Origin of the sequence: Paeniglutamicibacter psychrophenolicus, assembly GCF_017876575.1 — a bacterium.
Lineage (GTDB): Bacteria > Actinomycetota > Actinomycetes > Actinomycetales > Micrococcaceae > Paeniglutamicibacter > Paeniglutamicibacter psychrophenolicus.
The window spans coordinates 310219-336361 of record NZ_JAGIOE010000001.1 but is presented as its reverse complement, the minus strand read 5'-3'; the positions used below and the strand labels follow the sequence as shown (position 1 = coordinate 336361).

Annotated in this window: 25 protein-coding genes and 2 riboswitches; of the genes, 17 read left to right on the top strand and 8 right to left on the bottom strand. The window is 66.3% G+C overall.

The window, feature by feature from the left end; genetic code table 11:
• Nucleotides 1–404 precede the first annotated feature (404 nt).
• The 4 genes from JOF46_RS01385 to JOF46_RS01370 all read left to right on the top strand — a co-directional run bounded on the left by JOF46_RS01385 (nucleotide 405) and on the right by JOF46_RS01370 (nucleotide 3034).
• Nucleotides 405–662, top strand: a complete 258-nt coding sequence (locus JOF46_RS01385; RefSeq protein ID WP_209905684.1) for a hypothetical protein — start codon at nucleotides 405–407, stop codon at nucleotides 660–662.
• Between the two features lie 772 nt (nucleotides 663–1434).
• Nucleotides 1435–1761, top strand: a complete 327-nt coding sequence (locus JOF46_RS01380; protein WP_209905683.1) for a hypothetical protein — start codon at nucleotides 1435–1437, stop codon at nucleotides 1759–1761.
• A gap of 38 nt (nucleotides 1762–1799) precedes the next feature.
• Nucleotides 1800–2567 carry an LPXTG cell wall anchor domain-containing protein gene (locus JOF46_RS22640; protein ID WP_209905682.1) on the top strand — a complete coding sequence of 256 codons (768 nt, stop codon included), beginning with the start codon at nucleotides 1800–1802 and terminating at the stop codon, nucleotides 2565–2567.
• Between the two features lie 56 nt (nucleotides 2568–2623).
• Nucleotides 2624–3034 carry an SRPBCC family protein gene (locus tag JOF46_RS01370; RefSeq protein ID WP_209905681.1) on the top strand — a complete coding sequence of 137 codons (411 nt, stop codon included), beginning with the start codon at nucleotides 2624–2626 and terminating at the stop codon, nucleotides 3032–3034.
• Nucleotides 3035–3062: 28 nt separating this feature from the next.
• Here the strand turns inward: JOF46_RS01370 and JOF46_RS01365 are convergent, their stop codons facing one another.
• Nucleotides 3063–3563 carry an Lrp/AsnC family transcriptional regulator gene (locus JOF46_RS01365; protein ID WP_342592329.1) on the bottom strand — a complete coding sequence of 167 codons (501 nt, stop codon included), beginning with the start codon at nucleotides 3561–3563 and terminating at the stop codon, nucleotides 3063–3065.
• 145 nt (nucleotides 3564–3708) lie between these two features.
• Here JOF46_RS01365 and kynU point away from each other — a divergent pair, with 145 nt between their 5' ends.
• Together kynU and JOF46_RS01355 are read left to right on the top strand one after the other, a co-directional pair.
• Entirely contained in the window at nucleotides 3709–4995 is a 1287-nt protein-coding gene (gene kynU, locus JOF46_RS01360) for a kynureninase (protein WP_209905679.1), read from the top strand.
• A 176-nt stretch (nucleotides 4996–5171) separates the two neighbouring features.
• Entirely contained in the window at nucleotides 5172–5798 is a 627-nt protein-coding gene (locus JOF46_RS01355) for a thymidine kinase (protein WP_209905678.1), read from the top strand.
• Here JOF46_RS01355 and JOF46_RS01350 read toward each other — a convergent pair.
• Nucleotides 5795–6367: a TetR family transcriptional regulator gene (locus JOF46_RS01350; protein ID WP_209905677.1), complete on the bottom strand. Its 573-nt coding sequence runs from the start codon at nucleotides 6365–6367 to the stop codon at nucleotides 5795–5797. The genes JOF46_RS01355 and JOF46_RS01350 overlap by 4 nt on opposite strands.
• A 140-nt stretch (nucleotides 6368–6507) precedes the next feature.
• Between JOF46_RS01350 and JOF46_RS01345 the strand changes: the two genes are divergently transcribed.
• The 3 genes from JOF46_RS01345 (at nucleotide 6508) to JOF46_RS01335 (ending at nucleotide 8742) form a co-directional block, all read left to right on the top strand.
• Nucleotides 6508–6840, top strand: coding sequence for a phage holin family protein (locus JOF46_RS01345; RefSeq protein ID WP_209905676.1), 333 nt, complete (start codon nucleotides 6508–6510; stop codon nucleotides 6838–6840).
• Between the two features lie 89 nt (nucleotides 6841–6929).
• Complete coding sequence (locus JOF46_RS01340; protein WP_209905675.1) at nucleotides 6930–7283, top strand: hypothetical protein; 354 nt, start codon at nucleotides 6930–6932, stop codon at nucleotides 7281–7283.
• 169 nt (nucleotides 7284–7452) lie between these two features.
• On the top strand, nucleotides 7453–8742 hold the full coding sequence (locus JOF46_RS01335) for an adenylosuccinate synthase (protein WP_209905674.1): 1290 nt from the start codon (nucleotides 7453–7455) through the stop codon (nucleotides 8740–8742).
• Nucleotides 8743–8824: 82 nt separating this feature from the next.
• On the opposite strand, the gene JOF46_RS01330 is transcribed toward JOF46_RS01335, so the two are convergent.
• On the bottom strand, nucleotides 8825–10453 hold the full coding sequence (locus JOF46_RS01330) for an MFS transporter (RefSeq protein WP_342592328.1): 1629 nt from the start codon (nucleotides 10451–10453) through the stop codon (nucleotides 8825–8827).
• A 97-nt stretch (nucleotides 10454–10550) separates the two neighbouring features.
• Between JOF46_RS01330 and JOF46_RS01325 the strand changes: the two genes are divergently transcribed.
• Together JOF46_RS01325 and JOF46_RS01320 are read left to right on the top strand one after the other, a co-directional pair.
• Nucleotides 10551–11330, top strand: coding sequence for a carbon-nitrogen hydrolase family protein (locus tag JOF46_RS01325; RefSeq protein ID WP_209905673.1), 780 nt, complete (start codon nucleotides 10551–10553; stop codon nucleotides 11328–11330).
• Nucleotides 11331–11465: 135 nt separating this feature from the next.
• A complete protein-coding gene (locus tag JOF46_RS01320) occupies nucleotides 11466–11921 on the top strand; it encodes a hypothetical protein (RefSeq protein WP_209905672.1) in 456 nt (151 codons plus the stop codon).
• A 10-nt stretch (nucleotides 11922–11931) separates the two neighbouring features.
• Here JOF46_RS01320 and JOF46_RS01315 read toward each other — a convergent pair whose 3' ends face one another.
• Nucleotides 11932–13263, bottom strand: coding sequence for an MFS transporter (locus JOF46_RS01315; protein ID WP_209905671.1), 1332 nt, complete (start codon nucleotides 13261–13263; stop codon nucleotides 11932–11934).
• An 81-nt stretch (nucleotides 13264–13344) separates the two neighbouring features.
• Between JOF46_RS01315 and JOF46_RS01310 the strand changes: the two genes are divergently transcribed.
• Nucleotides 13345–13962 (top strand): winged helix-turn-helix domain-containing protein, encoded by a 618-nt coding sequence (locus tag JOF46_RS01310; protein WP_209905670.1) that lies wholly within the window; start codon nucleotides 13345–13347, stop codon nucleotides 13960–13962.
• An 84-nt stretch (nucleotides 13963–14046) separates the two neighbouring features.
• On the opposite strand, the gene JOF46_RS01305 is transcribed toward JOF46_RS01310, so the two are convergent.
• Nucleotides 14047–14544 carry a CoA-binding protein gene (locus JOF46_RS01305; protein ID WP_209905669.1) on the bottom strand — a complete coding sequence of 166 codons (498 nt, stop codon included), beginning with the start codon at nucleotides 14542–14544 and terminating at the stop codon, nucleotides 14047–14049.
• Entirely contained in the window at nucleotides 14544–15917 is a 1374-nt protein-coding gene (locus tag JOF46_RS01300; protein ID WP_209905668.1) for an O-acetylhomoserine aminocarboxypropyltransferase/cysteine synthase family protein, read from the bottom strand. Before JOF46_RS01300 ends, JOF46_RS01305 begins: the two co-directional genes overlap by 1 nt.
• Before the next feature lie 157 nt (nucleotides 15918–16074).
• Nucleotides 16075–16170: riboswitch (SAM riboswitch) on the bottom strand.
• Between the two features lie 131 nt (nucleotides 16171–16301).
• Here JOF46_RS01300 and JOF46_RS01295 point away from each other — a divergent pair.
• The 5 genes from JOF46_RS01295 to JOF46_RS01275 all read left to right on the top strand — a co-directional run bounded on the left by JOF46_RS01295 (nucleotide 16302) and on the right by JOF46_RS01275 (nucleotide 21167).
• Nucleotides 16302–16853: a histidine phosphatase family protein gene (locus JOF46_RS01295; RefSeq protein WP_209905667.1), complete on the top strand. Its 552-nt coding sequence runs from the start codon at nucleotides 16302–16304 to the stop codon at nucleotides 16851–16853.
• Nucleotides 16854–16886: 33 nt separating this feature from the next.
• A complete protein-coding gene (locus JOF46_RS01290) occupies nucleotides 16887–17534 on the top strand; it encodes a methyltransferase domain-containing protein (protein ID WP_209905666.1) in 648 nt (215 codons plus the stop codon).
• A gap of 92 nt (nucleotides 17535–17626) precedes the next feature.
• Nucleotides 17627–19348, top strand: coding sequence for a LuxR C-terminal-related transcriptional regulator (locus tag JOF46_RS22635; RefSeq protein WP_209905665.1), 1722 nt, complete (start codon nucleotides 17627–17629; stop codon nucleotides 19346–19348).
• Nucleotide 19349: 1 nt separating this feature from the next.
• A complete protein-coding gene (locus tag JOF46_RS01280; RefSeq protein ID WP_209905664.1) occupies nucleotides 19350–19853 on the top strand; it encodes a methyltransferase family protein in 504 nt (167 codons plus the stop codon).
• A gap of 84 nt (nucleotides 19854–19937) precedes the next feature.
• Nucleotides 19938–21167: a flavin-containing monooxygenase gene (locus JOF46_RS01275; RefSeq protein ID WP_209905663.1), complete on the top strand. Its 1230-nt coding sequence runs from the start codon at nucleotides 19938–19940 to the stop codon at nucleotides 21165–21167.
• A 69-nt stretch (nucleotides 21168–21236) separates the two neighbouring features.
• Here the strand turns inward: JOF46_RS01275 and katG are convergent, their stop codons facing one another.
• Both katG and acs read right to left on the bottom strand, forming a co-directional pair.
• A complete protein-coding gene (gene katG, locus JOF46_RS01270; protein ID WP_209905662.1) occupies nucleotides 21237–23426 on the bottom strand; it encodes a catalase/peroxidase HPI in 2190 nt (729 codons plus the stop codon).
• A 541-nt stretch (nucleotides 23427–23967) separates the two neighbouring features.
• On the bottom strand, nucleotides 23968–25935 hold the full coding sequence (gene acs, locus JOF46_RS01265) for an acetate--CoA ligase (RefSeq protein ID WP_209905661.1): 1968 nt from the start codon (nucleotides 25933–25935) through the stop codon (nucleotides 23968–23970).
• Between the two features lie 5 nt (nucleotides 25936–25940).
• Nucleotides 25941–26031, bottom strand: a riboswitch (SAM riboswitch).
• Nucleotides 26032–26143: the final 112 nt, after the last annotated feature.

The following is a 26143-nucleotide window of genomic DNA, read 5'->3' as shown; positions in this document are numbered from 1 at the left end:
AGGGTGCTGAATCGGGCAGCACCCGGTGTTGTTATTGGCGAGCTGAAGGGAACGTGCACCTTCGAGGAAACTTTATGCCGGGAGGCAGTCGTTGCTGCCGCACGGTATTTTGCGGAGACCGGTGAAGCGGATCCGAATCCGACATGGTTCACCTCGCCGGAGGTATATGATCGGCGGCCATTGCCATCCTGATTCCAGCGAGGTGTCAAGGGCTCCATCCCAAAACGATGGATTGTGGCTTCGGTACTGCGAAGCTAACGAGGCTTACATGAAGAACAGAAATCAGGAGTGACATTAGCCGAATGGACCCTAAGCAAGTTCGCAAATCATTCAAGGACGTGGCCCGTCAAATGCGTAGTTTTAAGAACTACGTCGATGGAATGCGCCAACCTCAAATAGCACGAATGTATGAGGAAGCAGCGGGTCGGCTCGAAAACGGAGTGACGCCGGATCAACTGCATGAGATTTGCAAGGCGGTGTTGAATTCAATCGGTGCGCACCCGGACGGCCTCCTCGTTGTCTATGTCCAGAAGCCCGATGGATCGCCCGATGAAGCTGAGACCGAAAAGTATTACGCCTTGCTCATGGAGCTGCGGGTGTTTGCACGTCGGAATCTTCGGGAAGCAAGGCTTTCCTGGATGTTCAATGGGTTTCGATGGTGATGGTTTTGTAACAAGAAAAGCCACCGTGAGAGGTGCATAACCGACCCCGCCTGGGTCGCTGCCAAATGCACGTCGGGACCCGAAAACATGTTGGGACACTCCAAGAAACACCATTGCTCAGCGAGGTCCTTTGCGTAACTATTAACTCCGCGAATTCCCGCCAATCCGTGCGTCGGTTCCGGAATGGACGGTGCTGAAAAGGCGCCCTTCGGGTTTGGCACCTGGACCGAACGAGGCCCACAAGATGGTCGGCGAGTTGCCCGATCGGGACTTCGCGAACCTCATCATTAACGGCATGGCGGACGACCGGTTTGCCCGATCCATCGGCGGCAGTATCTATCCCCCCATGACGAACTGAGCTGGCCCAGCGTGAAGGCCGCTGTGGATCGGATCCAGGGCAGGCCAGGAAGCTGGACCCTGGCTTGATCGCGAGATCGGACAGCCTTCAGCCTGTGGCCGCACCCAAGGACAAAAAGTTCGCTGCTCTCGGGCCGGCACTTTAGAGATTTGGGGAACAACGCATTGGGCGAGCCTGATTCGGCAAACTCCTTCTGGTTATACGTCGGTGACGAACCGACTTGCGTGAGCCAGAATCCCCCGGAGTGATTCCCGTTGAAGCCGTTGCCGAATTGTGACTGGTGGAAACCCGTGCGGTGCCATAGATTGATCCTCAACGTCGTTGTCGCACCACACCTCAATAGGGATCTGACCGCTGGTTTCTTGGTGTTGATTCCTGCCTTCACCGCATTGGCCCTGGGACAGGAACGCACAAATGGCAAAGAATCTCCGTACCGCGCTGCTCACCACCGCTGTGGCCTCCGGGTTGCTGTTCAGCTCCGCCCCCGTGGAAGCACAGATCCTCGAGGGCAAGGCTGAAACAACGCAAGGCGACGTGACCGAAGGCATTCAAGAGCCCACCGTGCCCGCTGCTGAAACCAAAGACGAAGAACCGAGTCCGGCGGCCGCGCCGGACTCGGTGTTGCTGCTACGGAGAACTCGGAAACGGATGGCGTCGAGCCCGTTCAAGACGAAATCTCGGTCGATGCCCAGCAGGCTTCCCCGGGCAGCAATTCGGCATCGGAGCCGCCTCAAACACTAGTTCCGCCCGAAGGTGACACGACCGAGGCCCCCAACGGCGTGGCCGTCGCTGAAACCCAAGGCACCGGTTCGATCACCGTCACCGATCCGGAAGATACCTCAGTTCTTGTAACGGCGCCGGTCACGGAATCGACGATCCCCGGGCCGACATCCACGCAGGCCGAGGAATCCGGAGTTCTCGAAAGCGAGGAAGACGATGCCACCGAGGCTGAGGGCGAGCTTGTTGACCTGCCATGGTGGCTTGAAGGAATCGAAATACCCGAAGGCGCGGAAAACTGGACCGATGCCGAATGGGAGGACTTCGACGCGCAGATCGCCCAAGAGCTCGAGAACGAGCCAGCGTTCCAGGAACTCGATTCCATCATTGCAGGACTCGTGGAGCACGGTCGGGAATCGGATCTTGACGCGCTCTACGGGCACTTGCTGTGGATGTTCGACGGCAATGAAGCTGCCGCACAGGAAGTTTTTGAGGAGATCGTCTTCGGGTTGATCGAGAACGGCGAGGTGGATGCCGGGATCTTCGATCCGAAGGAATCGGAGTCGCCCCAACCGTCAGCAAAGCCGGAACCGACGGAGCCCGCCGAAACCGCCAAGCCCGAAATCAAGCCCGCTGGCACCGTCACCAAGCCGGTCCTGGACAAGAAGCCGATCGTCAAGGCGGTCCTCAAGCCGGTCGTGGGTTCCCGGACTGGGGATTTGGCCGAGACCGGGTCCAGCGGTGTATTGGCCTACGCCGGGGTGGGTGCCGCAATGCTCCTGCTCGGCGCCGTCGCATTGCGCAGGCGCAGGAAGCCGCGGGCCCATTAAGCGTTTCCTTTTGGACCGACGCGTGACACGATTCGGCTATGACACAGTTTCAGGCTTTGGATACTCAGGAGCTGATTCACCTCTCGGTGACACGGGTGTGGGAACTGCTCACCGATTGGGTTGCGGCCCCGAAATGGATGCCGGGCGTCGATTCCATGGAACCGGAACAGCTCACCAGCCCCGGGGCGGTGCTTGACTACCGCTCCGGAACCCACGAACGCCAGCTGATCATCACTGAGCTGCGCGAAGAGCACGTGATTGCCTTGTCTTCCGGAGGCGGAGACATCAGCGTGCTCTACCGCTATGAACTCAACGAGGAATCCGAGCAAACGCGCGTGCGGCTGACCATCAGCGTGGACGCGGCCGAGGAGTTGCGGGAAGAGGTCGGGGACCTGCTGGCCGCCATCGCCGGTTCCGAGGCCGGCACCTTGAAGTCGTTGCGTTCCTATGCGGAGGCAGCCCCGTAACGACGTGATTGGCCTCGCCCGGCAATTGTCAGTTCGGGTTGGCCGCGGACAGGTGCTCGAAGACGATGTTGGTTTGCGTCGAGGAGAAGGCGGGGTTTGCCCCGAGGTGCGCGGCCACGAAATCCCGCAGGGACTCGATGGAGTCGGTGACGACATGAACCAGGATGTCCGGTGTCCCGCCAAGCACAAACACGTCCTGGACCTCGGGAAGCCCGCGCAGGGTGCGCGCCGATTCCAGCATGGCGTTGCGCGCCTCGGAGCGCACCACCACCGAAACCATGGCGGCAACGCGCAGGCCCAGCGTGGCCGGATCGATATCGGCATGGAACCCGCGGATCACCCCGGCATCCTGCAGCGCACGGACGCGGCCAAGGCACGTGGACGGGGCGACCCCTGCGCGCGAGGCCAGAAGGTTGTTGGGCATGCGCGCGTCTGCGCTGAGCTCGCGAAGGATCCGCAAGTCGACTTCATCGAGGCGAACAGCATTCTGCCAGCCGGCATGGTTCTTGATGGAACCAGAATTTAGCACGGAAAACTCCTGAGGTTTTGGGCACTTATTCAGGGCCCTATCTAGTGCACCATGAATAATTCTATGATGGGCATTCCCCGTCGTTGTTCGCCGAGCGATGGCAGGGGTCCCGGCACGCATTCCAGAAAGGCCATCGAACCTCACCATGAGCAATCCCATCCACACGGACCGCGCAAGTCTCCAGGCAGCGGATGCAACTGACCCGTTGGCTTCGTTCAAGGATCGCTTCTCCCTCCCCGAGGGGCTGATCTACCTCGATGGAAACTCACTGGGACCGCTGCCGCTTGGTGCCGCCGAACGTGCGGCCGAGGTCATCAACAACGAATGGGCCCACGGCCTGATCCGTTCCTGGAACACCGCCGGCTGGTTTGAGATGCCCAGCAGGCTTGGTGACAAGCTGGCCCGGATCATCGGCGGAAACGATGGTGAAACCGTCGTCACCGACACCACCAGCCTGAACCTGTTCAAGGCGCTGGCCTCGGCGGTGCGCATCCAGCAGCAGGACGCCCCGGAGCGGCGCGTGATCCTGACCGAACGCGACAACTTCCCCACCGACATCTACATTGCCGAAGGGATCAGCGACTTCCTGAACTCGGTCAACTCCGAGACCAGCGAGCACTACGAAGTGCGCCTGATCGACGAGAACCTGACCCTGGAGCAGGCTCTGGACGATTCGGTGGCGGTGCTTGCCCTGTCCCACGTCAACTACCGCACCGGCGCCATGTGGGACATGGACTCCGTCACCGCCGCAGCGCATGCGGCCGGTGCACTGGTCATCTGGGACCTTGCCCATGCAGCAGGGGCCGTGCCGGTGGACCTCAACGGCGCCGACGCCGACTACGCGGTGGGCTGCACCTACAAGTACCTCAACGGCGGCCCGGGCTCCCCGGCGTTCATCTGGGTCAACGAGCGCCACCAGGGCCGATTCTGGCAACCGCTGACCGGGTGGTGGTCCCATGCAGCACCGTTCGAGATGGCCGACAGCTACACCGCTGCCAACGACGTGCGCCGTTTCTTGTGCGGCACCCAGCCCATCACCTCCATGGCCATGGTCGAATGCGGGCTGGACGTGGCACTGGAGGCCGACATCGACCTGGTGCGCGCCAAGTCCCTCGCGCTGGCCGACCTGTTCATCGCCCTGGTGCGCGAGCGCTGCGGCGAGTTCGGGCTCGAGCTGGTCACCCCCGAGGTCCATGCCGAGCGCGGCAGCCACGTCAGCTTCCGCCACCCCGAGGGGTACGCGATCATCCAGGCGCTGACCGACCGCGGTGTCATCGGCGATTACCGTGAACCCGAGGTGCTGCGCTTTGGCCTCACCCCGCTGTACCTTTCCTACACCGATATCTGGGATGCCGTGGAGATCCTGCGCGACGTCCTGGAAACAAGTTCCTGGGACGTGCCGGCCTACCGCACGCGCCACGCCGTGACCTAGAGGCATCGCCGGTGCCCGTCTTTTGGCCGGCGCCGCGGCCGTGATGTCCCGGTGCCAGGGGACCGCAAAGTCCCCGGGCACCGGGACATTTGCGTGCGCTGCCCACTCCGGTCGGTCCGTGGGTGAATGGTTCAGCGCATAGAATCTTCCACGATGCCCAACTCGAAAGGACCGATGTGGCGAAGCTGTATTTCCGTTATGGGGCAATGAATTCCGGCAAATCCACGGGATTGCTCCAGGCCGCTTTCAATTACGAGGAGCGCGGGCAGCGGGTCCTGTTGACGAAGCCGGGGGTCGACACCAAGGGTGACTCCCGCATCGTGTCCCGCCTGGGCATGAGCCGGGACGTGGATTTCCTGATCCCCCCGACCGAGGACATCCGGGAACTTTTCGCCCGGCAGGCGGCGGGCGACGACCCCGACGCGTTGGTCCAGCACGTGGATGCCCCGCCGGTGGCGTGCCTGCTGGTTGACGAGGCCCAGTTCCTGACTCCTGAGCAGGTCGACGACCTGTTCCGCATAGCCATCCTGGACAACGTCCCGGTGCTTGCCTACGGGATCCGCTCGGACTTCCGCACCCACGCGTTTCCCGGATCACGGCGCCTGCTGGAAATCGCGCACAGCCTTGAGGAGCTCAAGACCATTTGCCGCTGCGGCAGGAAAGCGGTGTTCAACACCCGGCGCATCGGCACCCGGATCATCTTCGACGGCGACCAGGTGGCCATCGACGGGGACGAGGTTTGGTACGAGTCGCTGTGCGGCGCCTGCTATCTTGAGGCCTCGAACGGACGATTGGGCAGCTAAACGACTGCCGGGTGCTCCAGGGCCAAGCCCTGCAGGATCACCCGCACCCCGTAGTCAAAGGCTGACTCTTCCCACTCGGTGGAGACCGTATCAGGCTCCGCTTCTGCCGAAAGCGCCACCGCTTCCTGGTGGGAGGCAATCGACCCCAGCAAATGGTTGACCAGCACGTGGCGGGCGTAGGTCGCGTCATTCTGCGGGACGCCTGCGAGCTGCAGGAATTCCAACAACCAACCCATCGGGTCCAGCGATTCGGGCCGCATGGACTGGGCCAGCTGCATGACCTCGGCAGAGTCGGGCACGGCGATCAACGCGCTGCGCAGCTGGCGCAGCAGCGCAGCGATCGACAGGGGCGCCAATGCCGGGGTCGGGGTCGCGGGTCGGGGCACCGAATCCAGGAGCTTGGCCGCGACGTCCACGAGCAGTTCCTGCTTGGACTTCACATGCCAGTACAGCGCCCCGACCTGGACATCGAGTTCCCGGGCCAGCCGACGCATGGACAGGTCGGCCAGGCCGAATTCGGAGAGAATGCCGACCGCGGCATCGATAAGTTGTTCTCGCGTCAGGGCCATGGCCCAAGTCTAGGCGGCGCAGTTGGAAACTCTGCCCGGCAGAGCTGCGCCGCGCCTGTCGCCGGCCGTGCACTCGGGACCACGATTCGCTTCCTGGTTAGGCCGTTATCTTGGCGGTTTCCTCGATGCCGGGACTCCTCGTGACAAGCTGGATCCTGGATGGCTTCAACATCCGGGTGTCCGGGTTCGTTGCCGCCGTGCTGGTGTCCACAGTGGTGCAGACGCTCATCACCCCGTATGTCGCAACCATTGCCAATTGCTACGCCTCGGCGTTCCTGGGTGGGGCGGGATTGCTTGCCACAGCACGGGCGCCCTTCATCGCCCAACTCTTCCGCGGCGGCTTGCATATCACCGGGGTGAGCACCTGGGTGCTGGGCGCCCTGCTGGTCTGGCTTGTCAGCGCACTGGGGACGTTCCTGCTCCCGTTCTGGTGGCTGAGGGAAAAACGCAGCCAGCGCCAGTCCGCCAGGTAGGAATGGTCGCTTTTTGCTTCCACCGGGAATCTTTACGCGCCATCCCCTCGACGCGAGGGGCAATGGCGAGGTTTGATGGGGGCATGAGTATGCAATTTCCGACACCAGAAGCAATGAACGAGTTTCAGCGGCTCACCCGTGCCCTGCTCGGCGAGGGAGTGGTTGCTGGAAAGATGTTTGGCAAAGACGCCTTGAAGTACGAATCCAAGGCCATTGCCTGCCTGCTCGCGGACACCATGGGATTCAAGGTCGGGCGCGACAGCGAAGCCATGCGCACGGCCATGGACTATCCCGGCGCGGCTCTTTTCGACCCCTCGGGGCAGGGGCGGCCCTTCCGCGACTGGGTGTCGGTTCCCGAAAGTTCGATTGCCCACTGGGAAACATTGGTGCGGGCCGCATTAACTGCGGCGATCGAGACAGAGGACGAGCCCAAGGAAGCATAAATCCACCCATTGATCCTTCATCGGGTAAACTCGTGACGTAAGAGCCCCTTACTGTTCTTCCTGATCCTGCTTGGGCCAATCGAAGAGCGAGGGGCATTTCTGCGCCCGGCACCGCCGGGACCCGGCACCATGTGCCGGCCGCGCTGAATCGAGCAAGGGGGAGGATCCCATGCCAGCAATCGTGATCGTCGGAGCCCAGTGGGGCGACGAAGGCAAAGGCAAGGCCACAGACCTTTTGGGTGGCCAGGTCGACTATGTTGTGAAGCCAAACGGCGGCAACAACGCCGGCCATACAGTCGTCGTTGGCGGTGAAAAGTATGAGCTCAAGCTCCTTCCCGCCGGCATTCTTTCGCCAAATGCCATCCCGATCATCGGCAACGGCTGCGTCGTGAACCTCGAAGCGCTCTTTGAAGAGATCGACGGGCTCGAAGCCCGCGGTGCGGACACCTCGAAGCTGCGGGTCTCGGCCAACGCACACCTGGTTGCCCCGTACCACCAGACCATGGACAAGGTCACCGAACGCTTCCTGGGTAAGCGCGCCATCGGCACCACCGGGCGCGGCATCGGCCCGGCATACATGGACAAGATCGGCCGCCTCGGCATCCGGGTGCAGGACGTCTTCGACGAATCCATCCTGCGCCAGAAGGTCGAGGGCGCACTGCGCCAGAAGAACGAGCTGCTGGTCAAGGTCTACAACCGCCGCAACGTCGAGGTCGAGGAAATCGTCGAGTACTTCCTCTCCTACGCCGAGCGACTGCGCCCGTTGGTGATCGATGCGACCCTCGAGCTGAACAACGCCCTGGATGCCGGGAAGGTCGTGCTCATGGAGGGCGGCCAGGCCACGTTCCTGGACGTGGACCACGGCACCTACCCGTTCGTGACCTCCTCGAACCCGACCGCAGGCGGCGCCTCGGTGGGTTCGGGCATCGGCCCGACCCGCATCAGCCGCTCGATCGGCATCATCAAGGCCTACACCACCCGCGTGGGTGCAGGACCGTTCCCCACCGAGCTCTTTGACGACATGGGCGATTACCTGCAGAAGACCGGCGGCGAGTTCGGCGTGAACACCGGCCGCCCGCGCCGCTGCGGCTGGTACGACGCGGTCCTGGCCCGCCACGCCTCGCGCGTGAACGGCTTCACCGACTACTTCGTCACCAAGCTCGATGTGCTGTCCAACATCGAGAAGATCCCGGTGTGCGTGGCCTACGACGTGGACGGGGTGCGCCACGACGAAATGCCGATGACGCAGACCGATTTCCACCACGCCAAGCCGATCTTCGAGTACTTCGATGGCTGGACCGAGGACATCACCACGGCCCGCACCATGGAAGACCTTCCGGAGAACGCACGCAACTACGTGCTGGCACTCGAGGCCATGAGCGGTACCCGCTTCTCGGCAATTGGTGTTGGACCGGATCGCGAGCAGACCATCGTGCGCCACGACCTGATCAACGACTAGGTTCCACACAACAAGGGGGCGTGGTTCCCGCACCGGCAGGATGAACTCCAGCCGGTGCGGGAACCACGCCCTTGGCGTTTGCTCAGTGGTCGGTTGCGGGAACCAGCTGCGCGCGCCGGGCTGCGCGGCTGACCTGCAACGAACCGACCCAGCCAATGGCCAGGCAGATGACGGCGGCAACCATGGCCGCCTGGACTCCCGAGGTGAATGCCTCGGACATGGCCCCGGCGACCTGCGCGGCGTGTGGCCCGAAGGCCGCTCCGGCGTTGCCGTGCTGGATGAGCGGGATCAGCCCGCCGGCCGAATCGCTGAGCTTCCGCGCCCAGTCGCCGGCGTCGAGGCCGGGCAGCGCAAGGGACACCAGGTTGGTGGTGGCGGCATGCGTGGTGGCCACGGCCAGAACGCTGCCGGCAATGGCCGTGCCGAACCCGGCGCCCAGCTGCCGCACGGTGCTCTGGGTTGCCGAGCCCTGGCCCGAGGACTCGGTGGGAATGTCGCGCAACACGGTGCTGGTCAGCTGGGCGGAGGCCAACCCCAGGCCCAGCCCGTAGAACACCAGGGAGCCCACCAGCGGCAGCAGCGGGGCCCCGGCCCCCAGCACGAACAGCAGGGCCGCCACGCCGGTGATTTCCATGCCCAGCCCCAGCATCACGACGCGGTCGGCACCCATGGCCTCGGCCAGGCGGCGGGCCAGGGCCCCGGAGAGGAATGCACCGGCGGCCATGCCGGCGAGGATGAGCCCTGCGCCCATGGGGTCGGTGCCCAGCACGTTGATCAGGTAAAGCGGCAGCACCAGCAGCAGCCCGAACTCTCCCATTGCCACCATCGTGGCGGTGGCGTTGCCCCAGGAAAACGTTGGGTGGGTGAAAAGCGAGAGATCCAGCAGCGTGCTTTTGCCCGTCCTGGCGCGGCGCAGCTCCCAGCCAATGAACGCAGCCAGTGAGGCGAGGGCCGCGAGCCCCAGCAGCGGGATCAGCGAGACTGCCGCGTCGGCCGGCCACTCGAGCGGCCCGAAGTCCACCGCGGAGCGCGGGAACCACCATCCCCAGCTTGGACCCTCGATGAGCGCAAAGACCAGCAACCCGAACCCAACGGCACTGAGCAGCACGCCGAGGAGGTCGGCACCGCGACCCTTGGCAGCGTTGGTCGTTTCCGGGACAAAACGCCAGATGCCCAGGATCACCAGAATGCCCAGGGGCAGGTTGACCCAGAAGATCCACCGCCAGTCCAGGTAGGTGGTGAAGGCGCCGCCGGCCAATGGGCCGATGGCTGCGGCACCCGACATGACGGCGCCCCACACGCCGAACGCCGCAGCCCGTTCCTTGCCGCGGAAGAGCGAGTTCATGCTCGAAAGCGTGGACGGCAACACTGCGGCACCGCCGATGCCCTGCAGCGCGCGCGAGGTGATCAACGTGCCGGGTCCTGTGGCAAGGGCTGCCGAAAGACTGCCGAGCACGAAGAGCCCGACGCCCAGGGCCAGCAACCGGCGGCGTCCCACCCTGTCGCCGAGCCGTCCGGCGGTCATCAGCAGCGCCGCCAGCACCACGGAGTAGAGGGAATTGACCCACTGGGCCTGGGTCAGGCCCATGCCCAGGTCCTGGATCATGGCCGGCAGGGAGACCCCGACGATCGTGCCATCGAGCACGATCATGGCCAGGGCCCCGGCCAGCACCGCCAGCGTAAACCACTTATTGCCTAGTTTTCTCGTCACATTCCTCAGGCTATGGCGAAATCGGCGGTGACGGATCCACCGTATGGGCGATTGTCGTTACGCTGGATGGAAGCACTCAGCGACGAAGGGAATCGCCATGAAGGTCAGTGTTGGTCAGTTTGCCCCCTCCGGGTCCGTCACCGAGAACTTGAAGATCATGGGCAGCCTGGTCGCCAAGGCGAAGGCCGAGGACTCCGAATTGGTGCTGTTCCCCGAGGAAGCCATGCTCGCCGTGTCCCAGGTGACCGGCCCGCTGAACGCGGCCATCGAAGGGAACTGGACCACGTTCGTCCAGCAGCTGTCCTTCCTGGCGGCAGAACATGGCATCGCCATCGTGGCCGGAGGGTACGAGCAAAGCGGCGACGACCGCCCCTACAACACCCTGGCGGTGCTGGGGGCCGACGGCTCGATCCTGGGCACGTACCGCAAGATCCACCTCTACGACGCCTTCTCCTACCAGGAATCCAAGTCCATCAAGGCCGGGGATGTGGGGCAGGTTCCCATCTTTGAGATCGGTGGCCTGAAGGTAGGCGTGCTGACCTGTTACGACCTGCGATTCCCGGAGGTTGCCCGCCGGCTGGTCACCGAGGGGGCCGAGCTTTTGCTCGTGCCCGCTGCCTGGTTCAAGGGCGAGCACAAGATCGAGCACTGGGAAACCCTGTTGCGGGCCCGTGCCATCGAGAACACGGTGTGGGTCGCCGCGGCCGGAACCAGTTCCAGCCACACCATTGGCCATTCCGCGATCCTGGACCCGATGGGTGTCCCGATCGAGTACCTGGGCGAGGACTCCGAGGGGCTGGTGACCACCGATGTCACCCGCCGCCGCATCGACGAGGTGCGCGAGTTCCTGCCGGTGCTGGCCAACCGCCGACTGTAGCAAGGCCTTGCCGGGAGCCGGTGCTGGAAGCCCGACGGGCATCCAGCGCCGGCTCCCTTTTTGCCGTCGCGGGCGCCAGGTGCGACGCCACGGACGCGGCATGTGCCGGGCCCGGGCGAACGTCACATTTTCGGCATGTACGCACCCGGGTTCCGCCCATTACTATTGGTGCTCGAAGTATCTCCGAACAGGCAGGAAAAGGCAGTGGGCAACAACAACTCGCAAATGAATGAAGCGATCATCGAGGAATGGGCCGAGGCGACGGCGCAGGCATACAACGACTCCTTGTCGGGCCTGGACCTGGCTCGGGTCCCCAAGGCAGTGCGGGCGTTCATCGACCTGTACGGGCAGAGCAAGGACATGACCTTCAACGCCGAGTACTCTCCTGTCGACTACTTCGAGGAGCACCCCGCATCGGCCATCGGCACCATTCTTGACACCCCGGAGGCCCTGGAGCTGCTGGAGGACGAAGAGGAAGAGGCGCTCGAGGACATCCTCGGCTTTACCGAGGCCTGGGCCGAGTTCGATTCGAACCAGCAGCCGGACCTGGGGATTTCCGAGGCCGACGACGACGAAGACGCCGACTGGTAGGCCCGAACACCTAGCGCCCCGAAGCCGGGGCCGTGGTGCCGTGATTCGTGTGGACCGACGCGTGCCCTGCCCACTCCGCCTGGACGGGCAGGGTGCGCAAGGGCCGGTTTGCCACGGCCAGGACGGTGGCGAACACGCAGATCCCTGCGCAGCAGGCCAGCAGGCCCGACCAACCCCATGCCGGATAGCCGAATCCTGCAATCAACGGTGCCAGCGGAACCGCTGCCATGCCCAGCAAGGCCGAGGCGCTGGTGGCCCGGCCCAGCAGCTCGCTGGGCACCGCGGCCATGAAGTAGCCGCCCAGCCCGGCGTTGATGGTGGGTGCGCCGAAGATCGAGATGCCAAAGAGCACCGAGGCCCAGATGGGCGACTGGGTGAATGGCAGCAGGGCCATGGCGCAGGCCATCACCACCAGCCCGCTGCACACCGCGAGCCCTGTCGGCAGGCGCTTGAGCAGCGCGGCGGCCGGCAGGCTCCCCAGCAACATCCCGGCACCCATGCTTGCCGAGACCCAGCCGATGGTGGCAGCCGATTCCCCGCGCTGCTGCAAGGCAAAAATGACGGAGATGATCGACGCATTGATGCCCAGGTTCAGCAGGGTGGAGATCAGCAGGATGCCGCGCAAATCCCGGCGCCGCAGCAGCCATGCCATCCCGGCGGTCCCTTCGGCGAGGTAGCTGCGCAACGCCCCGGATCCATCGTCTGGTTTCGGGGCCTCTGCGGTCCGGGAATCCGGCACCGGCGGAGCTGCGGGGGAGTCGATGAGCCGGGCGCCCAGCGCTGCCACCGCATGGGCTCCGGCCATGGCTCCGAAGGCCAGGACCTGCGACACCGACAGCAGCAGTCCGCCCAGCGGTCCGCCCGCCAGCGAGATCACCGCATCGCGGCCCTGGTTCGCTGCCAGGGCGGAAGCCAGCCGGGACTCCGGCACCAGGTCCTTGAGCGCGGCATCCGAGGCGGAACCAAAGACGCCGTTGCGCGCAGACATGAACAGGTGCAGCACCAGCAGCGTCCAGAAGCCCAGGACGCCGCCGACGACGGCCAGGCACAACCCGATGCCGCCGACGGCTCCCAGCACGCCGCCGAGCGCCATGAGCTTGCGCCGGTCCCGACGGTCGGCGAGCACGCCGCCGGGCAGCGTGCACACCACCCGCACCAGCTGGCCCAGGGCAGCAATGAGCCCCGCCTGCGCGGGCGATCCTGTCGCCACCAGCGCCACCAGCGGGACGGTGAATGATTGCAGGGCCATGCCCATCGCCGAGCCGGTGTCGGAACCGAGCCACAACAGGTATTGCCGGTCGCGCCACAGGGGGAGGGTGCGGTGCTGCGAGATGTTCTCCATGCAACCCACGGTAAACCCGCAAACTTAATTGCGCAATAACAGTTGCGCAACTAATTTTGTGGATTCGCTACACTTGGAACCATGAGCAACCCGGAACCGGAGACCAGGCAACCCGACCGCACCACGATGACCACGCCCATGCTCAAGGCCATGGCCAACCCGCTGCGCCGACGCATCCTTGCCGAGCTTTCCGCCGTGGAGGCCGCCCGGGCCGCCGACCTGGCCGTGCGCCTGGGCGTGCCGGCCAACTCGCTGAGCTTCCACCTGCGGGTGCTGGCCGAGGCACATATCATCGAGGACGCCCCGGAACTGGCCCGAGACAAGCGCGACCGGGTCTGGCGAGCGGTGCCCGGCGGACTGAGTGTGGGCTCGCCCAACCGGCCAAGCGAGACCGACGACGCCCTGGCCCTGCGGGCCTACCTGGGGCAGGAGGCCGAGGACCAGATCAGGCAATTGCGGGCCGTGGTCGACTGGGGCACCAAATACGCCACCGGCTCCGAGCCCGAGGCCCGGGCCATGCTGGACATCTCAAGCCTCAGGCTCAATGCCCGTGAAGCCGAAGAGCTCGAGGAGGGCGTGCTGGAACTGCTGCGCCGGACCAAGGCGGGGAGCATTGCCGCTGCCGGCGACGGCACCGAACGCAAGCTGTGGAACTTTTCCATGGTCATGGCCCGCGAGGATCTGCCGGGGCTGCGCTAACGGCCGGAGTTCCAGCCAAAAACGAAGGGTCCGGATCCTGAACCAGATGGTTTCGGACCCGGACCCTTCGCGCTGTTCGGCTTGCTAGGCGAGCAGCTGGCGCTTGGAGGAGATGACGCCGGTGTTGAATCCGGCCAGACGCAGCCCGCCGTGGAAGCGGGCGTGCTCGATCTTCACGCAGCGGTCCATGACCACGTCCAGGCCGTTGGCCTCGGCCTTCGCCGCGACCTCCTCGTGCCAGGAACCCAGCTGCAGCCACAGGGTCTTGGCGCCGACGGCGATCGACTCGTCCAGGACGCCGGGCAAATCGTCGTGCTTGCGGAAGACCTCGACCAAATCCGGGGTCTCTGGCAGGTCCGCGAGCGACTTGTAGACCGGCTGGCCCAGGATCTCATCGAGCACCGGGTTCACGAAGTAGACCTTGTACTTGGAGCTGGAGAGCAGGTAGGTCGCCACGAAGTAGCTCGCGCGCGAGGGCTTGTTCGAGGCCCCCACGATCGCGATCGACTTGGTGTTGCGCAGGATCTCCAGGCGCTCGGCCGCGTTCGGGCCGACCCAGCTGCGGGTATCTGTGGCGGTCATTACTTGGCTCCCGTCACGGCGGCCGCGCGAGCCGCATCGATGGAGCAGGCAGCCCCGTCGTAGGTTTCCTCGGCAGGAGCATTGGCAACCTGCTGCGAGGCGGTCAGCGCCTGGTCGAGGTCCCAGAGGATGTCCTCGAGGTCCTCGAGGCCCACCGAGAAGCGGATCAGGTCCTCGGGAACACCCGCGGCAGCCAGCTGCTCGGTGCTCAGCTGCTGGTGCGTGGTGGAGGCAGGGTGCAGCACCAGGGTGCGCACATCCCCGATGTTGGCCAGGTGGCTGGCCAGCTGCAGCGCCTCGATGAAGGCGGTGCCTGCGGCGCGGCCGCCCTTGACTCCGAAGCTGAACACCGAGCCGACACCCAGGGGCAGCAGCTCCTTCGCTCGCTCGAAGTGCGGGTGGGAGGGCAGTCCCGCGAAGTTCACGTAGGAGATGCGCGGGTCGTTTTCCAGCCATTGCGCCACGGCCTTGGCGTTGGAAAGGTGCGAGTCCATGCGCTGGGGCAGGGTTTCGACGCCCTGCAGCAGCTGGAACGCGGACTGCGCCGGAAGCGCCGGTCCGATGTCGCGCAACTGCTCGGAACGCAGCTTGGTCAGGAATCCGTACTCGCCGAAGTTGTCCCACCAGGAGACGTTGCCGTAGGAGGCGACCGGTTCGGTCATGGTCGGGAACTTGCCGTTGCCCCAGTTGAAGGTGCCGGCCTCCACGACGACGCCGCCCAGGGTGGTGCCGTGGCCGCCGAGGAACTTGGTGGCCGAATGGATCACGATGTCCGCGCCATGCTCGATCGGGCGCAGCAGGTACGGCGGGGTCAGCGTCGAGTCGACCACCAGCGGCAGGCCCGCGGCGTGTGCGACCTCTGCCAGGCCCTTGAGGTCGGCGATGTCGCCGGAGGGGTTGGCGACGACCTCGGTGTAGATCGCCTTGGTGTTTTCCCGGATCGCCGCGGCGAATTCCGCCGGGTCCGTGGAATCGATGAAGGTGGTCTCGACGCCGAAGCGGCGCAGCGTCACGTCAAGTTGCGTGATGGTGCCGCCGTAGAGCTTCGAGGAGGCCACGATGTGGTCCCCGGCGCCGGCCAGCGCGGCGAAGGTGATGAACTCGGCGGCCATGCCCGAGCCGGTGGCCACCGCGCCGATGCCGCCCTCGAGGGACGCGATGCGTTCCTCGAATGCCGCAACCGTGGGGTTGCCGATGCGCGAGTAGATGTTGCCGTACTTTTGCAGCGCAAAGAGGTTCGCGGCGTCGTCGGAGTCCTTGAAGACAAACGAGGTGGTCTGGTAGATCGGCACGGCACGGGAACCGTGCTCGGCGTCCGGGGTGCCGCCGGCGTGAAGTGCGCGCGTGCGGAATCCAAATTGATGTTCGGCCATGATCGGTGGCTGACTCCTTGCATGTGCGGGCGCGGCCTTCCACTGCCAGTGGATGCCATGCCCTGAGGGGGGTGGGGCTGTGTTGCGTGGTTTCCCGGGGTCAATGCAGGGTCGATGCCGTGGCGGGGCCCGGCACTCCCAAAGATTGCTTGCGCGCTCTCCATCGCTTCTGGCGGTAGCACCTGGTCCACCGGAGTGTGGAAGGTTGCTGCGGCGTCACTGAACCAGATCTCTCGGCCGCTCGGGATGGTGGTCTGCCATCCATTGTGGCAAGAAAACCGCCCGCGGCCAAAGAATGTGAGCTTAGGTTGCGGACGCGGGGAGGCAAATCGAAGATCCTGCATCCGGAACTGCCGGCAAACCGCGCCCGGTAGGCTTGGGGGCATGAGTGCAACATTGGTTTTGGTTCGGCACGGTGAGACCGCCTGGAACGCCGAGGGCCGCCTCCAGGGGCAAACGGATATTCCGCTCAACGACCTGGGCCGCGAACAGGCCCACGTCGCGGGCCAGGAACTCGGCTCCGGATCCTGGGACGTGCTGGTCTCCTCGTCGCTCGAGCGTGCAGTCGAGACGGCGGAACTGATCGGGCAGAACCTGGGTCTCGCGCTGACCGAAAAGCTCGATGGCCTGCAGGAACGCAGCTACGGGCAGGCCGAGGGCGAGGTGGTCCGCGACCTGCCGCGCGAGAGGATCGACCAGCTGCTGCAATCGGCCGAACCCGAGGACGCGGTGGCAACCCGCGGCCTGGCTGTGCTGCACGAACTGATCCAGCGCCACGAGGGCCGGAACATCATCGCGGTGGCCCACGGAACGCTGATCCGCCTGGCCCTGGACACCATCGGCGGCGGACCCAAGCGCCCCATCATGCGCAACGGCGAAATCGTGCACGTCGACGTGCACAAGCTGCGCGAGCATTTCCGCGAGGCCGTGCACTAGAAAAGACCGCTCCGGCGGGCGCACCATGTGTGCATGAACGAAACGTTTTTCGGGGACCCCGAATACTATGCGCGCTTTGCGCGTGCCTATGACGCGATGGTCGGCTCAAGGCTGTACAACCAGATGTTCTGGGGTGCCGATCCCCGGCAATACACCGCCTTCGCGGCCCGGGCGATCGGCTCGGGAACCGGCCCGATGCTGGAGGTGGCCGTCGGCACGGCGCAGGCCACCGCGGCCCTTCACGTGGCCAGCGCCCGGATAACAACCCTGGTGGACATGAGCGCGCCGATGCTCAAGCTGGCCGGACAGGCCATCACCGAGGCGGCTGGCGGGACCCTGCCCGAACGGATCACCCTGGAATGCCGGGACATGCTTGAACCGCCCCAGGACCTGCGCTACGAGACGATCCTGGGGCTCGGGCTGCTGCACCTGGTCCCGGATGTCGCTGCCACCGTCCGGGCGCTTGGCCGGCAGCTGGAGGATCACGGAAAACTGTTCCTGGCCTCATTGGTCAAGGGCCCGCGACGGTCCAACGCCTACCTGGGCTTGCTGAAGGCGCACGGCGACATCGCGGTGGCGCGCACGGCCGGTGAGCTCTTTGACGAGGTGCGGGACGCCGGGCTGGGACAGGTCACCGTGACACGCCGCGGGGCCATGGGCTACGTGGAGATTTCGCTCTAGCCGCGAGGCCAAACAACGCAGCCCAAGACCGTCTCGACGCGGCGGCCACCGTACCTCGCAACTGCGGTATTCTGGCCGCAGAGGTGGTCGTCGTGGCGACAAACGGGGCCTTGGAACAGGGCCGTGAAAGCTTTGCGGGGCAAGATTGGAAGGCCGCGCACAGAGGCCTTTCCGCGGCGCGGAACCAGGCGCCGCTGGACGGAACGGACCTGCTCCGCCTGGCCATCGCGGCCTATCTGCTGGGCTTCGACGCCGAAAGCCGCGACAACCTTGAACGCGCGTACCACGGCCAGATGGCCGCCGGACGGTTTCCCGAGGCGGTGCGTGCGGCGTTTTGGCTGGTGCTTGAGTTGGCCCTGGGCGGCGACGTGGCCCGGGCGCAAGGCTGGATGGCCAATGCCCGGCGATTGCTGCCGCACTGCCGGCCCGATTGCGCCGAGCAGATGCTGATGCTGATTCCCGAGGCCCTCTTTCAGCTGGATTCCGATCCCGGTTCCGCCCTGGTCGCATCGACCACGGCGCTTGAGGCAGGGGAACGGCTTGGCGACGCGGAGCTGCTGGCCCTGGGGATCCTGGGACGCAGCCAGGCACTGATCCGGCTCGGACGGATCGCCGAGGCCCTGCCGCTGATCGACGAGGCCATGCTGGTGGTCACTCGCGATCCGGTGTGCCCGATCGCCGTGGGAATCGTCTACTGTGCCGCGATCTCCGAATGCCAGGACGTCTTCGATCTGCGCCGTGCCCGGGAATGGACCGAAGCCCTGGGTGATTGGTGCGACCACCAGCCCGACCTGGTCCCATACCGCGGGCAGTGCTTGGTGCACCGCGCCCAGCTGATGCGCCTTCGCGGCGAGCTGGACAGAGCTGCGGCGGAGGCCGCCCGTGCCGCGGACTGGCTGGCCAGGCCGCGGCACCCGGCCCTCGGGATGGCCCACTACGAGCTGGGCGAACTCGAACGGATCCGGGGTGACGCCGCGCAGGCCGAGCGGCACTACGGGCGGGCACACGGCTTCGGTGTCTCGCCGCAACCCGGGCTGGGCCTGCTGCGCCTGGACCAGGACCGACCCCGGGAAGCCGCTCCGGCCCTGGAACGTGCCCTTGCCGAAGCCTCGGCCGCCACCGACCGGGCGCGGTTGCTGCCCGCGGCGGGGGAAGCGCTGCTGGCCGTCGGACGGTTGGCGCGGGCCACCGAACTGGCCCGCGAACTGGCAGGGATCTCCCATTACTTCGGCTCGGTCCAGCTGCAGGCCGAGGCGCTGCTGCTGCAGGGAAGGATCCTGCTGGCGCAGAGGCATCCGGAACAGGCGCTGGCGCTGCTCAGCCGGGCGCGGGAACACTGGTCGTCCCTGGGCCTGCCCCTGGAGGTGGCCCGCACGCGGTTGCCGATGTCGGAGGCCTGCCGGTTGCTGGGGGACGCGGAGGGCGCCCGGATGGAACTGGATGCCGCTCGGGCCTCTCTGCGCGAACTGGGGGCAGCGGCCGCGCTGGGCCGGGCCGCCAAGTCGCTGGAGGCCGGCCCGGTACCCGGTCCCGGGGCGAAGCCGGACACCGCAACGCAGACAGTCGGCTTCGGGCCGATTTCCCCGCGCGAAACGGAGGTGCTGCGGCTGGTCGCCACGGGGATGACCAACCGCCAGGTGGCCCAGACACTGTTTCTCAGCGAGAAGACCGTGGCCCGGCACCTGAGCAACATCTACACGAAGATCGGGGTGGAGAACCGGGCGGCCGCCACCGCCTATGCGTACGACCGCGGCATCGCCGCGCGCGCCGGAGCGCGCCGGGTCGCGGACGGCGGGAACCATGGGGTCCATTAGCATGGCGGCGGACAGCCGCAGCGCCCGGTGGCGCCGCGGACTGTCCAATGTCCCGGTCCCCGTGCCGCACCTGGCCGGGTTGGGCGCAGCGGTCCTGCTGGGCAGGCTCGGCGCGACACCCCGGCAGCCTCCCGCCGCTGCGGCCTGCGGGACGCTGCTGGCCGGTTCCGGCGTGCTGCTTGCCGCGGCTGCCTGGAGGGCAGCACGCCCCGTCGATTTGGCACGCCCGCAGGCGCTGGTCGTCTCCGGGCCCTACCGCCTCAGCCGCAACCCGATGTACCTCGCGTGGTTGCTGTTCCACGCCGGCGCCGGGACCGCGGCGGGCAGCGGCTGGACGGCGCTGACCCTCCCGGCCGCCGCGCTGCTGGTGCACCGGGCCATCCGGGACGAGGAACGCCGGCTGCTGGAGGAATTCGGGAGCCGGTACGAGCACTATGCGGCACGCACGCCGCGCTACCTGCGCCTGCACACTACACAAAAGAACCCATTTGGCCGGGATGGGTGATTCTGCGGAAGTCGCCGGCCCCCTCCGCCCCCTACCCTCGGTACCAAGACCACAAGGGAACAATCCCGCCCCGGGGAGGACATCATGGGTACCGAAACAGTGGACACGCTCGTCGTCGGCGCCGGCCAGGCCGGACTCGCGACCAGCTATTGGCTCAACCAGGCCGGCATCGCGCACCTGCTGGTGGACCGCCGCGAAGCACTCGGCGGCGCCTGGCAGGACCGCTGGGACAGCTTTCGGCTGGTCACGCCGAACTTCGCGCTCCAGCTGCCCGGCATGCCGTACGACGGGCCCGACCCCAACGCGCTGTCGGGCCGCGATGCCGTCATCGAGTTGTTCCGCGACTACGCCGGGCGGATCGCCGCCCCGGTGCGCCTGGCCACCGAAGTGACCGGGATGGAAGTGGCCAACGGCGGTTTCCTGGTCCACGCCCAGGGCGCCTCGATTTCGGCGCACCGGGTGGTGCTGGCCACCGGCCCCTTCCAGGTGCCGAGCCTGCCGGCCGCGGCGGCCGGGTTCCCGGAGTCGGTCCGGCAACTGCACAGCAACGACTACCGGCAACCGGGCCAATTGCCCGAGGGCGCGGTACTGGTCGTCGGGACCGGGCAGTCCGGCACGCAGATCGCCTCCGAATTGCTCTCCGCGGGGCGGCGCGTGCACGTGGCGGTGTCCTCCTGCACCGGCGCCCCGCGCAGCTACCGCGGCCGCAACCTGTACTGGTGGCTGATGCAGGTGCTGCTACGGGGCCCGGAACTCGGCATGAAGGTCCCCACGGTGGATGACCTGCCGACCCCGGCCGCCCGCTTCGAATGCCATCCGCACCTGTTCGAGGATTCTCCTCGCCGCCTCGCCGAACGTGGCGCGGTGCTGCACGGGAAGGTCCTTGGGGTTGAAGGGTCCACGGTGGGTTTCGGGGACGATGTGGCCCGCAAGGTGGCCTTTGCCGAGACCGACTTCGACGTGCGTTTCCGCCCGATGTTCGATGCCTATGCAGCGGCCACCGGGCTCGAGCTGCCGCAGGATCCACCGGCCACCGGCCTCGGTCCGGTGCCGGAGGGAGGAATCGATCTCGACATGGATGCGGAGGGGATCGCCGCGGTGGTGTGGGCCACCGGCTACCGGCTGGACTTCTCCTGGCTGGGGCTGCCGATCCTGGACGAATGGGGCTACCCGCTGCACCGCCGCGGCGTCACCGTCCAGCCGGGCCTCTACGCGATCGGGCTGCCGTGGCTGCACACCGAGCCGTCGGCGGTGATCCCCGGGGTCGGTGCCGACGCCGCCCACCTGGTCGAGCGGATGGTCGCGGCCGGCTGAACAGCCGGCCGCGGGTCCGCATGCGGGCGGGAACCGGAGGGGGTGAAACACCTGCCCCCGCTGGCCCGATCAGGCCCGGAGATGCCTCCGCAATTCGAAGCGGTCGGCATCCATGAGCTTGGCCCAGGCGGCGGCGAAGTCGCGCACGAACTTCTCCTGCGCGTCGTCCGAGGCGTACACCTCGGCCAGGGCGCGCAGCTCGGAATCCGAGCCGAAGACCAAATCCACGCGGCTGCCCGTGAAGCGGCCATCGGCGGTGGAAAAGGTCAGCTCCTCGGCATCCGGAACCCATTCCAGGCCCAGCTCCGTGAGCTTCACGAAGAAGTCGTTGGTCAGCGTGCCCGGGGTGTCGGTGAAGACGCCCAGGTCCGAGCCGTCCCAGTTGTTGCCCAGCACGCGCAGCCCGCCAAGCAGCACCGCCATCTCCGGGGCCGAGAGCCCCAGCAGGTTCGCACGGTCGATCAGCAGGAACTCACTGGGCATCTTCAAGAGGCCCGAGTCGTAGTTGCGGAACGCGTCGGCCACCGGCTCGAGCCAGGCGAACTGCTCCGGATCGGTCTGCTCCTGGGTGGCATCCACGCGGCCCGGGGTGAACGGGACGGTGATTTCGGTGCCCGCGGCGCGGGCGCCCTGCTCGATGCCCACGTTGCCGGCCAGCACCACCACGTCGGCGAAGGAGGTCTTGGTCTCCGAGGTGGCGTTGAACCGGTCAACGATTCCTTCGAGCACGGCGATGACGTCCCGCAGCTGATCGGGCTGGTTCACGGCCCAGGAGACCTGCGGCTGAAGGCGGATGCGCCCGCCGTTGGCCCCGCCGCGCTTGTCCGAGGACCGGAATGTCGAAGCGGCCTTCCATGCGGTGGAGACCAGCTGCCTCACGCCCAGGCCCGAGGAGGAGATCAGCTCCTTCAGCGCCGCGATTTCCGTTTCCCCGAGGGTTGTTTCCGGGGCGGCCGGCAGCGGGTCCTGCCAGGGCAGGTCCTCCGCCGGGACCTCCTTGCCCAGGTAGCGGGACTTGGGCCCCATGTCGCGGTGGGTCAGCTTGAACCAGGTGCGGGCGTAGACGTCGGCGAACTTCTCCGGGTTGTCCTTGAAGTCCCGGGAGATCGGGCCGTAGACCGGGTCGAAGCGCAGGGACAGGTCCGTGGTGAGCATGCGAGGTTCGCGGCGCACCGAGGGGTTGTGGGCCATCGGGACCATGTCGGCGCCGGCGCCGTCCTTCGGTCGCCATTGCTGGGCGCCGGCGGGGGAGAGGAACATTTCCCACTCGTAGGCGAAGAGGATGTGGAAGTACTCGTTGTCCCAGCGCGTGGGGTGGTAGGTCCAGGTGACCTCCAGACCCGAGCCGATGGTGTCATCCCCGTGGCCGGTGCCGTGGCCGGACTTCCAGCCCAGGCCCTGCATCTGAAGCGGTGCGGCCTCCGGGGCGGGACCCTTGTGGGACTCGGCGTCGGCGCCGTGGGTCTTGCCGAAGGTGTGGCCGCCGGCAATCAGCGCGACGGTCTCCTCGTCGTTCATGCCCATGCGGCGGAAGGTCTCGCGGATGTCGATGGCCGCGGCCAGCGGATCGGCCAAGCCGTCGGGGCCTTCCGGGTTCACATAGATCAGGCCCATCTGGACCGCCGCCAGCGGGTCGGCAAGCTCGCGGTTCCCGGTGTAGCGCTCGTTGTCCAGCCACACCTTCTCCGGGCCCCAGTACACGTCGTCGTCGGCTTCCCAGACGTCCGGGCGCCCGCCGGCAAAGCCGAAGGTCTCAAATCCCATGGTCTCCATGGCCACGTTGCCGGCCAGGATGATCAGGTCGGCCCAGGAGATGGACTGGCCGTACTTCTTCTTGACCGGCCAGAGCAGACGGCGGGCCTTGTCCAGGTTGACGTTGTCCGGCCAGGAGTTCAGCGGGGCGAAGCGCTGCTGGCCCGCACCTCCGCCGCCGCGGCCGTCGTGGCTGCGGTAGGTGCCGGACGAATGCCAGGCCATGCGGATGAAGAACGGGCCGTAGTGGCCGAAGTCGGCCGGCCACCAGTCGTAGGACCTGGTCATGGCCTCGGCGAGGTCCGCCTTCACGGCCTCCAGGTCAAGGGCCTCGAATGCCTCGGCGTAGTTGAAGCCGGCATCCAGCGGGTTTGAAACGGGGGTGTTCTTGGCCAGGACCTTCAGGTTGAGCTTGTTGGGCCACCACTCGGTGTTGGTGTTTGCATAGGCGGGGTGGGCGCGGCCGGCGTCGAATACGGGGCACTGGCCGCTCGTGGTTTCAGACATGGCTTCCTTCTTGGGGTGTTTTGTCGGCCGGGGGTTCCGCGGGGCCGCATTGCGAAGGCCAGGAAAATACGCCCGTGCGGGTCCGAAAGGCAGGTCGACAGGTCCCGGGAACCGTGCACGGCCCGGCATGGCATCGAGGAGTGCTCCCGGCTCGTGGAATCAAGCACGGCATCGGTGGCGGCATCCGGGACGGCGCAGGCTGCGGCGGCCTGCGGGGTCGTCATGCGCAGGGACGCCTCGTGCGGCACTTGATCGAGTTCAACCGGCATTGCCATGCCCAACTTTTCCCGCTCGCCCGGGTCTGGCCAGGAGGGGGACGGAATCGGATTGAAGTGATTGGTGGAACCCCGCATCGCGGCATGCGATCCGGGCGGGCTGGACCGGTTGGAACGCCCAGCACCAAGCTTAACCGTCGGGTGCATCCGACGCCATGGGTTTGGGCGTCGGGTGCCGGGCCCAAGGCTTTCGCCCCCTTCCCGCGGCATGGGGAAGGGGGCGAAAGTCGTGCGGTTCGGCGCCCGACCGTGCGCCAAAAGGGGTTCTAGCGCTCGCAGATTTCCTTGATGTCCGCGATGCACGGCTCGTTCTGCAGGCTGGTGGTGTCGCCCAGGGCGCTGCCCTCAAAGAGCTGCGTCAGCAGACGGCGCATGATCTTGCCCGAACGGGTCTTGGGCACGTCGGGCACGAAGACGATTTCGCGCGGCTTGGCGATCGGACCGATCTGGGTTGCCACGTGGTTGCGCAGCTCGGTGGTGAGTGCCTGCTGCCTGGCCAGCGCCTCGCCGGACAGGTCCGTGCCCACCACCGACTTGTCGAAGGGCACCACGAAAGCGGTGGCCGCGTGGCCGGTCTTGGCATCTTTGGTCGGGCAGACCCCGGCCTCGACGACCGCCGGGTGGGTGACCAGCGCCGATTCGATCTCGATCGTCGAAAGTCGGTGCCCGGAGATGTTGATGACGTCGTCGGTCCGGCCCAGGATCCAGATGTCCCCGTCCGCATCGAAGCGTGCGCCGTCCCCGGCCAGGAACCAGCCCTGCTCGGCATACTTTTCCCAGTAGGAGGTGTAGTAGCGCTCGGGGTTTCCCCACACGGTGCGGGCCATGGCCGGGCCGGTCTTGGTCAGCACGATGTTGCCCTGCACGTTCGGCTCCACCCCGGCTCCTTGTTCGTCGACGATGTCCACGGTTACCCCGGGCAGCGCCCGGGTGCCGCAGCCCGGCTTGAACTCGGTGTCCCCCTGCCGCGGGGAAAGGATCGTGGAGCCGGTTTCGGACTGCCACCAGGTGTCGACCATCGGAATGCCGGCTTCGGTGTCGCGGCCGACCTGGCTGCGCAGCCAGCGCCATGCCTCCGGGTTCACGGCCTCGCCCACGGTTCCGGCCAATCGGATCGAGGACAGGTCGTAGTCGGCAGGGACCCCCTCGGGGAACCAGCCCATCAGCGAGCGCACCAGGGTGGGCGCGGTGTAGTAGCTGGTCACGCCGTAGCGCGCGATGATCTCGAAGTGGCGCCCGGGGTGAGGGGCGTTGGGCACGCCCTCGTAGATGACCTGCGTGACGCCGTTGGACAGCGGCCCGTAGATCTCGTAGGTGTGCGCGGTGACCCAGGCCAGGTCCGCAGTGCACCAGTGGACATCGTTTTCCCGCTGCGCGGGGTCCGGATGGGAGAAGAGGAACTCGTGGCTCCAGGAGGCCTGCGTCAGGTAGCCCCCGGTGGTGTGGACCAGGCCCTTGGGCTGGCCGGTGGTGCCGGAGGTGTACATGATGAACAGCGGGGTCTCGGCGTCGAATGCCTCGGGGGAGTGCTCCTTGCTCGCCGTGTCGACGGTTTCGTGCCACCACACGTCCCGGCCTTCGGTCCAGGCGATCTCGTTCCCGGTGCGCCGGAGCACCAGCACGTGTTCGATGCTGTTCTCCCCGGAAACCGCGGCATCGGCGTTGTCCTTGACCGGCACGGCCTCGCCGCGGCGGAACTGCCCATCGGTGGTGACCAGCAGCTTCGCGCCGGTGTCTTCGACGCGGAACCTCAGCGCCTCTGCGGAAAAGCCGCCGAAGACCAGCGAGTGCACCGCGCCGATGCGCGCGCAGGCCAGGGTGATGACCACGGTTTCCACGAGCACGGGCAGGTAGATGACCACGCGGTCGCCCTTGCCCACGCCCAGGGCGAGCAGCGCGTTGGCGGCCCGGGACACCCGGTCCTGCAGGTCCTGGTAGGTGACGGTCGTCCTGTCGCCGGGCTCGCCCTCGAAGTGCAGGGCGACCTTGTCGCCGCGCCCGGCTTCCACGTGGCGGTCCACGCAGTTGTAGGCGGCGTTGAGCTTGCCGCCCTCAAACCAGCGAAGCTCGGGCCCGCGCCGGGCCTCGGCATCGACACCGGTGCTCGAGTGGATGGTGTGCCAGTCCTCGGACCAGCTCAGGCGCCGCGCCGCGGCATCCCAGAACGCGAGGCGTTCGTCTTCGCTCCACAAGGTTTCCTCGGCAGCGAGCACGGGCAAAAGGGTTTCAGGCATTTTGTTCTCCATCGGTTCTGGCGTTAGCACTTCACCTGACGGAGGTGGTTGCTGCGGCGTCAGGGAGCCAGATCTCTCGGCCGCTCGGGATGGGTAGTTTCATTCATCAAACTCGATGGCGTGTCACGGGAGCAAACCGACCGTAATGTGACGGAACGTTCGATGTCAGGCTTTTCTTGGTTTCAAGGTCGAATAATCTTCGTATAAA

Coding starts and splice junctions, on each gene's coding strand:
- JOF46_RS01385 (WP_209905684.1), top strand. CDS start 405: ATGTATGAGGAAGCAGCGGGTCGGCTCGAAAACGGAGTGACGCCGGAT.
- JOF46_RS01380 (WP_209905683.1), top strand. CDS start 1,435: ATGGCAAAGAATCTCCGTACCGCGCTGCTCACCACCGCTGTGGCCTCC.
- kynU (WP_209905679.1), top strand. CDS start 3,709: ATGAGCAATCCCATCCACACGGACCGCGCAAGTCTCCAGGCAGCGGAT.
- JOF46_RS01350 (WP_209905677.1), bottom strand. CDS start 6,367: ATGGCCCTGACGCGAGAACAACTTATCGATGCCGCGGTCGGCATTCTC.
- JOF46_RS01340 (WP_209905675.1), top strand. CDS start 6,930: ATGCAATTTCCGACACCAGAAGCAATGAACGAGTTTCAGCGGCTCACC.
- JOF46_RS01335 (WP_209905674.1), top strand. CDS start 7,453: ATGCCAGCAATCGTGATCGTCGGAGCCCAGTGGGGCGACGAAGGCAAA.
- JOF46_RS01325 (WP_209905673.1), top strand. CDS start 10,551: ATGAAGGTCAGTGTTGGTCAGTTTGCCCCCTCCGGGTCCGTCACCGAG.
- JOF46_RS01320 (WP_209905672.1), top strand. CDS start 11,466: ATGTACGCACCCGGGTTCCGCCCATTACTATTGGTGCTCGAAGTATCT.
- JOF46_RS01315 (WP_209905671.1), bottom strand. CDS start 13,263: ATGGAGAACATCTCGCAGCACCGCACCCTCCCCCTGTGGCGCGACCGG.
- JOF46_RS01310 (WP_209905670.1), top strand. CDS start 13,345: ATGAGCAACCCGGAACCGGAGACCAGGCAACCCGACCGCACCACGATG.
- JOF46_RS01305 (WP_209905669.1), bottom strand. CDS start 14,544: ATGACCGCCACAGATACCCGCAGCTGGGTCGGCCCGAACGCGGCCGAG.
- JOF46_RS01300 (WP_209905668.1), bottom strand. CDS start 15,917: ATGGCCGAACATCAATTTGGATTCCGCACGCGCGCACTTCACGCCGGC.
- JOF46_RS01295 (WP_209905667.1), top strand. CDS start 16,302: ATGAGTGCAACATTGGTTTTGGTTCGGCACGGTGAGACCGCCTGGAAC.
- JOF46_RS01290 (WP_209905666.1), top strand. CDS start 16,887: ATGAACGAAACGTTTTTCGGGGACCCCGAATACTATGCGCGCTTTGCG.
- JOF46_RS01280 (WP_209905664.1), top strand. CDS start 19,350: ATGGCGGCGGACAGCCGCAGCGCCCGGTGGCGCCGCGGACTGTCCAAT.
- JOF46_RS01275 (WP_209905663.1), top strand. CDS start 19,938: ATGGGTACCGAAACAGTGGACACGCTCGTCGTCGGCGCCGGCCAGGCC.
- katG (WP_209905662.1), bottom strand. CDS start 23,426: ATGTCTGAAACCACGAGCGGCCAGTGCCCCGTATTCGACGCCGGCCGC.
- acs (WP_209905661.1), bottom strand. CDS start 25,935: ATGCCTGAAACCCTTTTGCCCGTGCTCGCTGCCGAGGAAACCTTGTGG.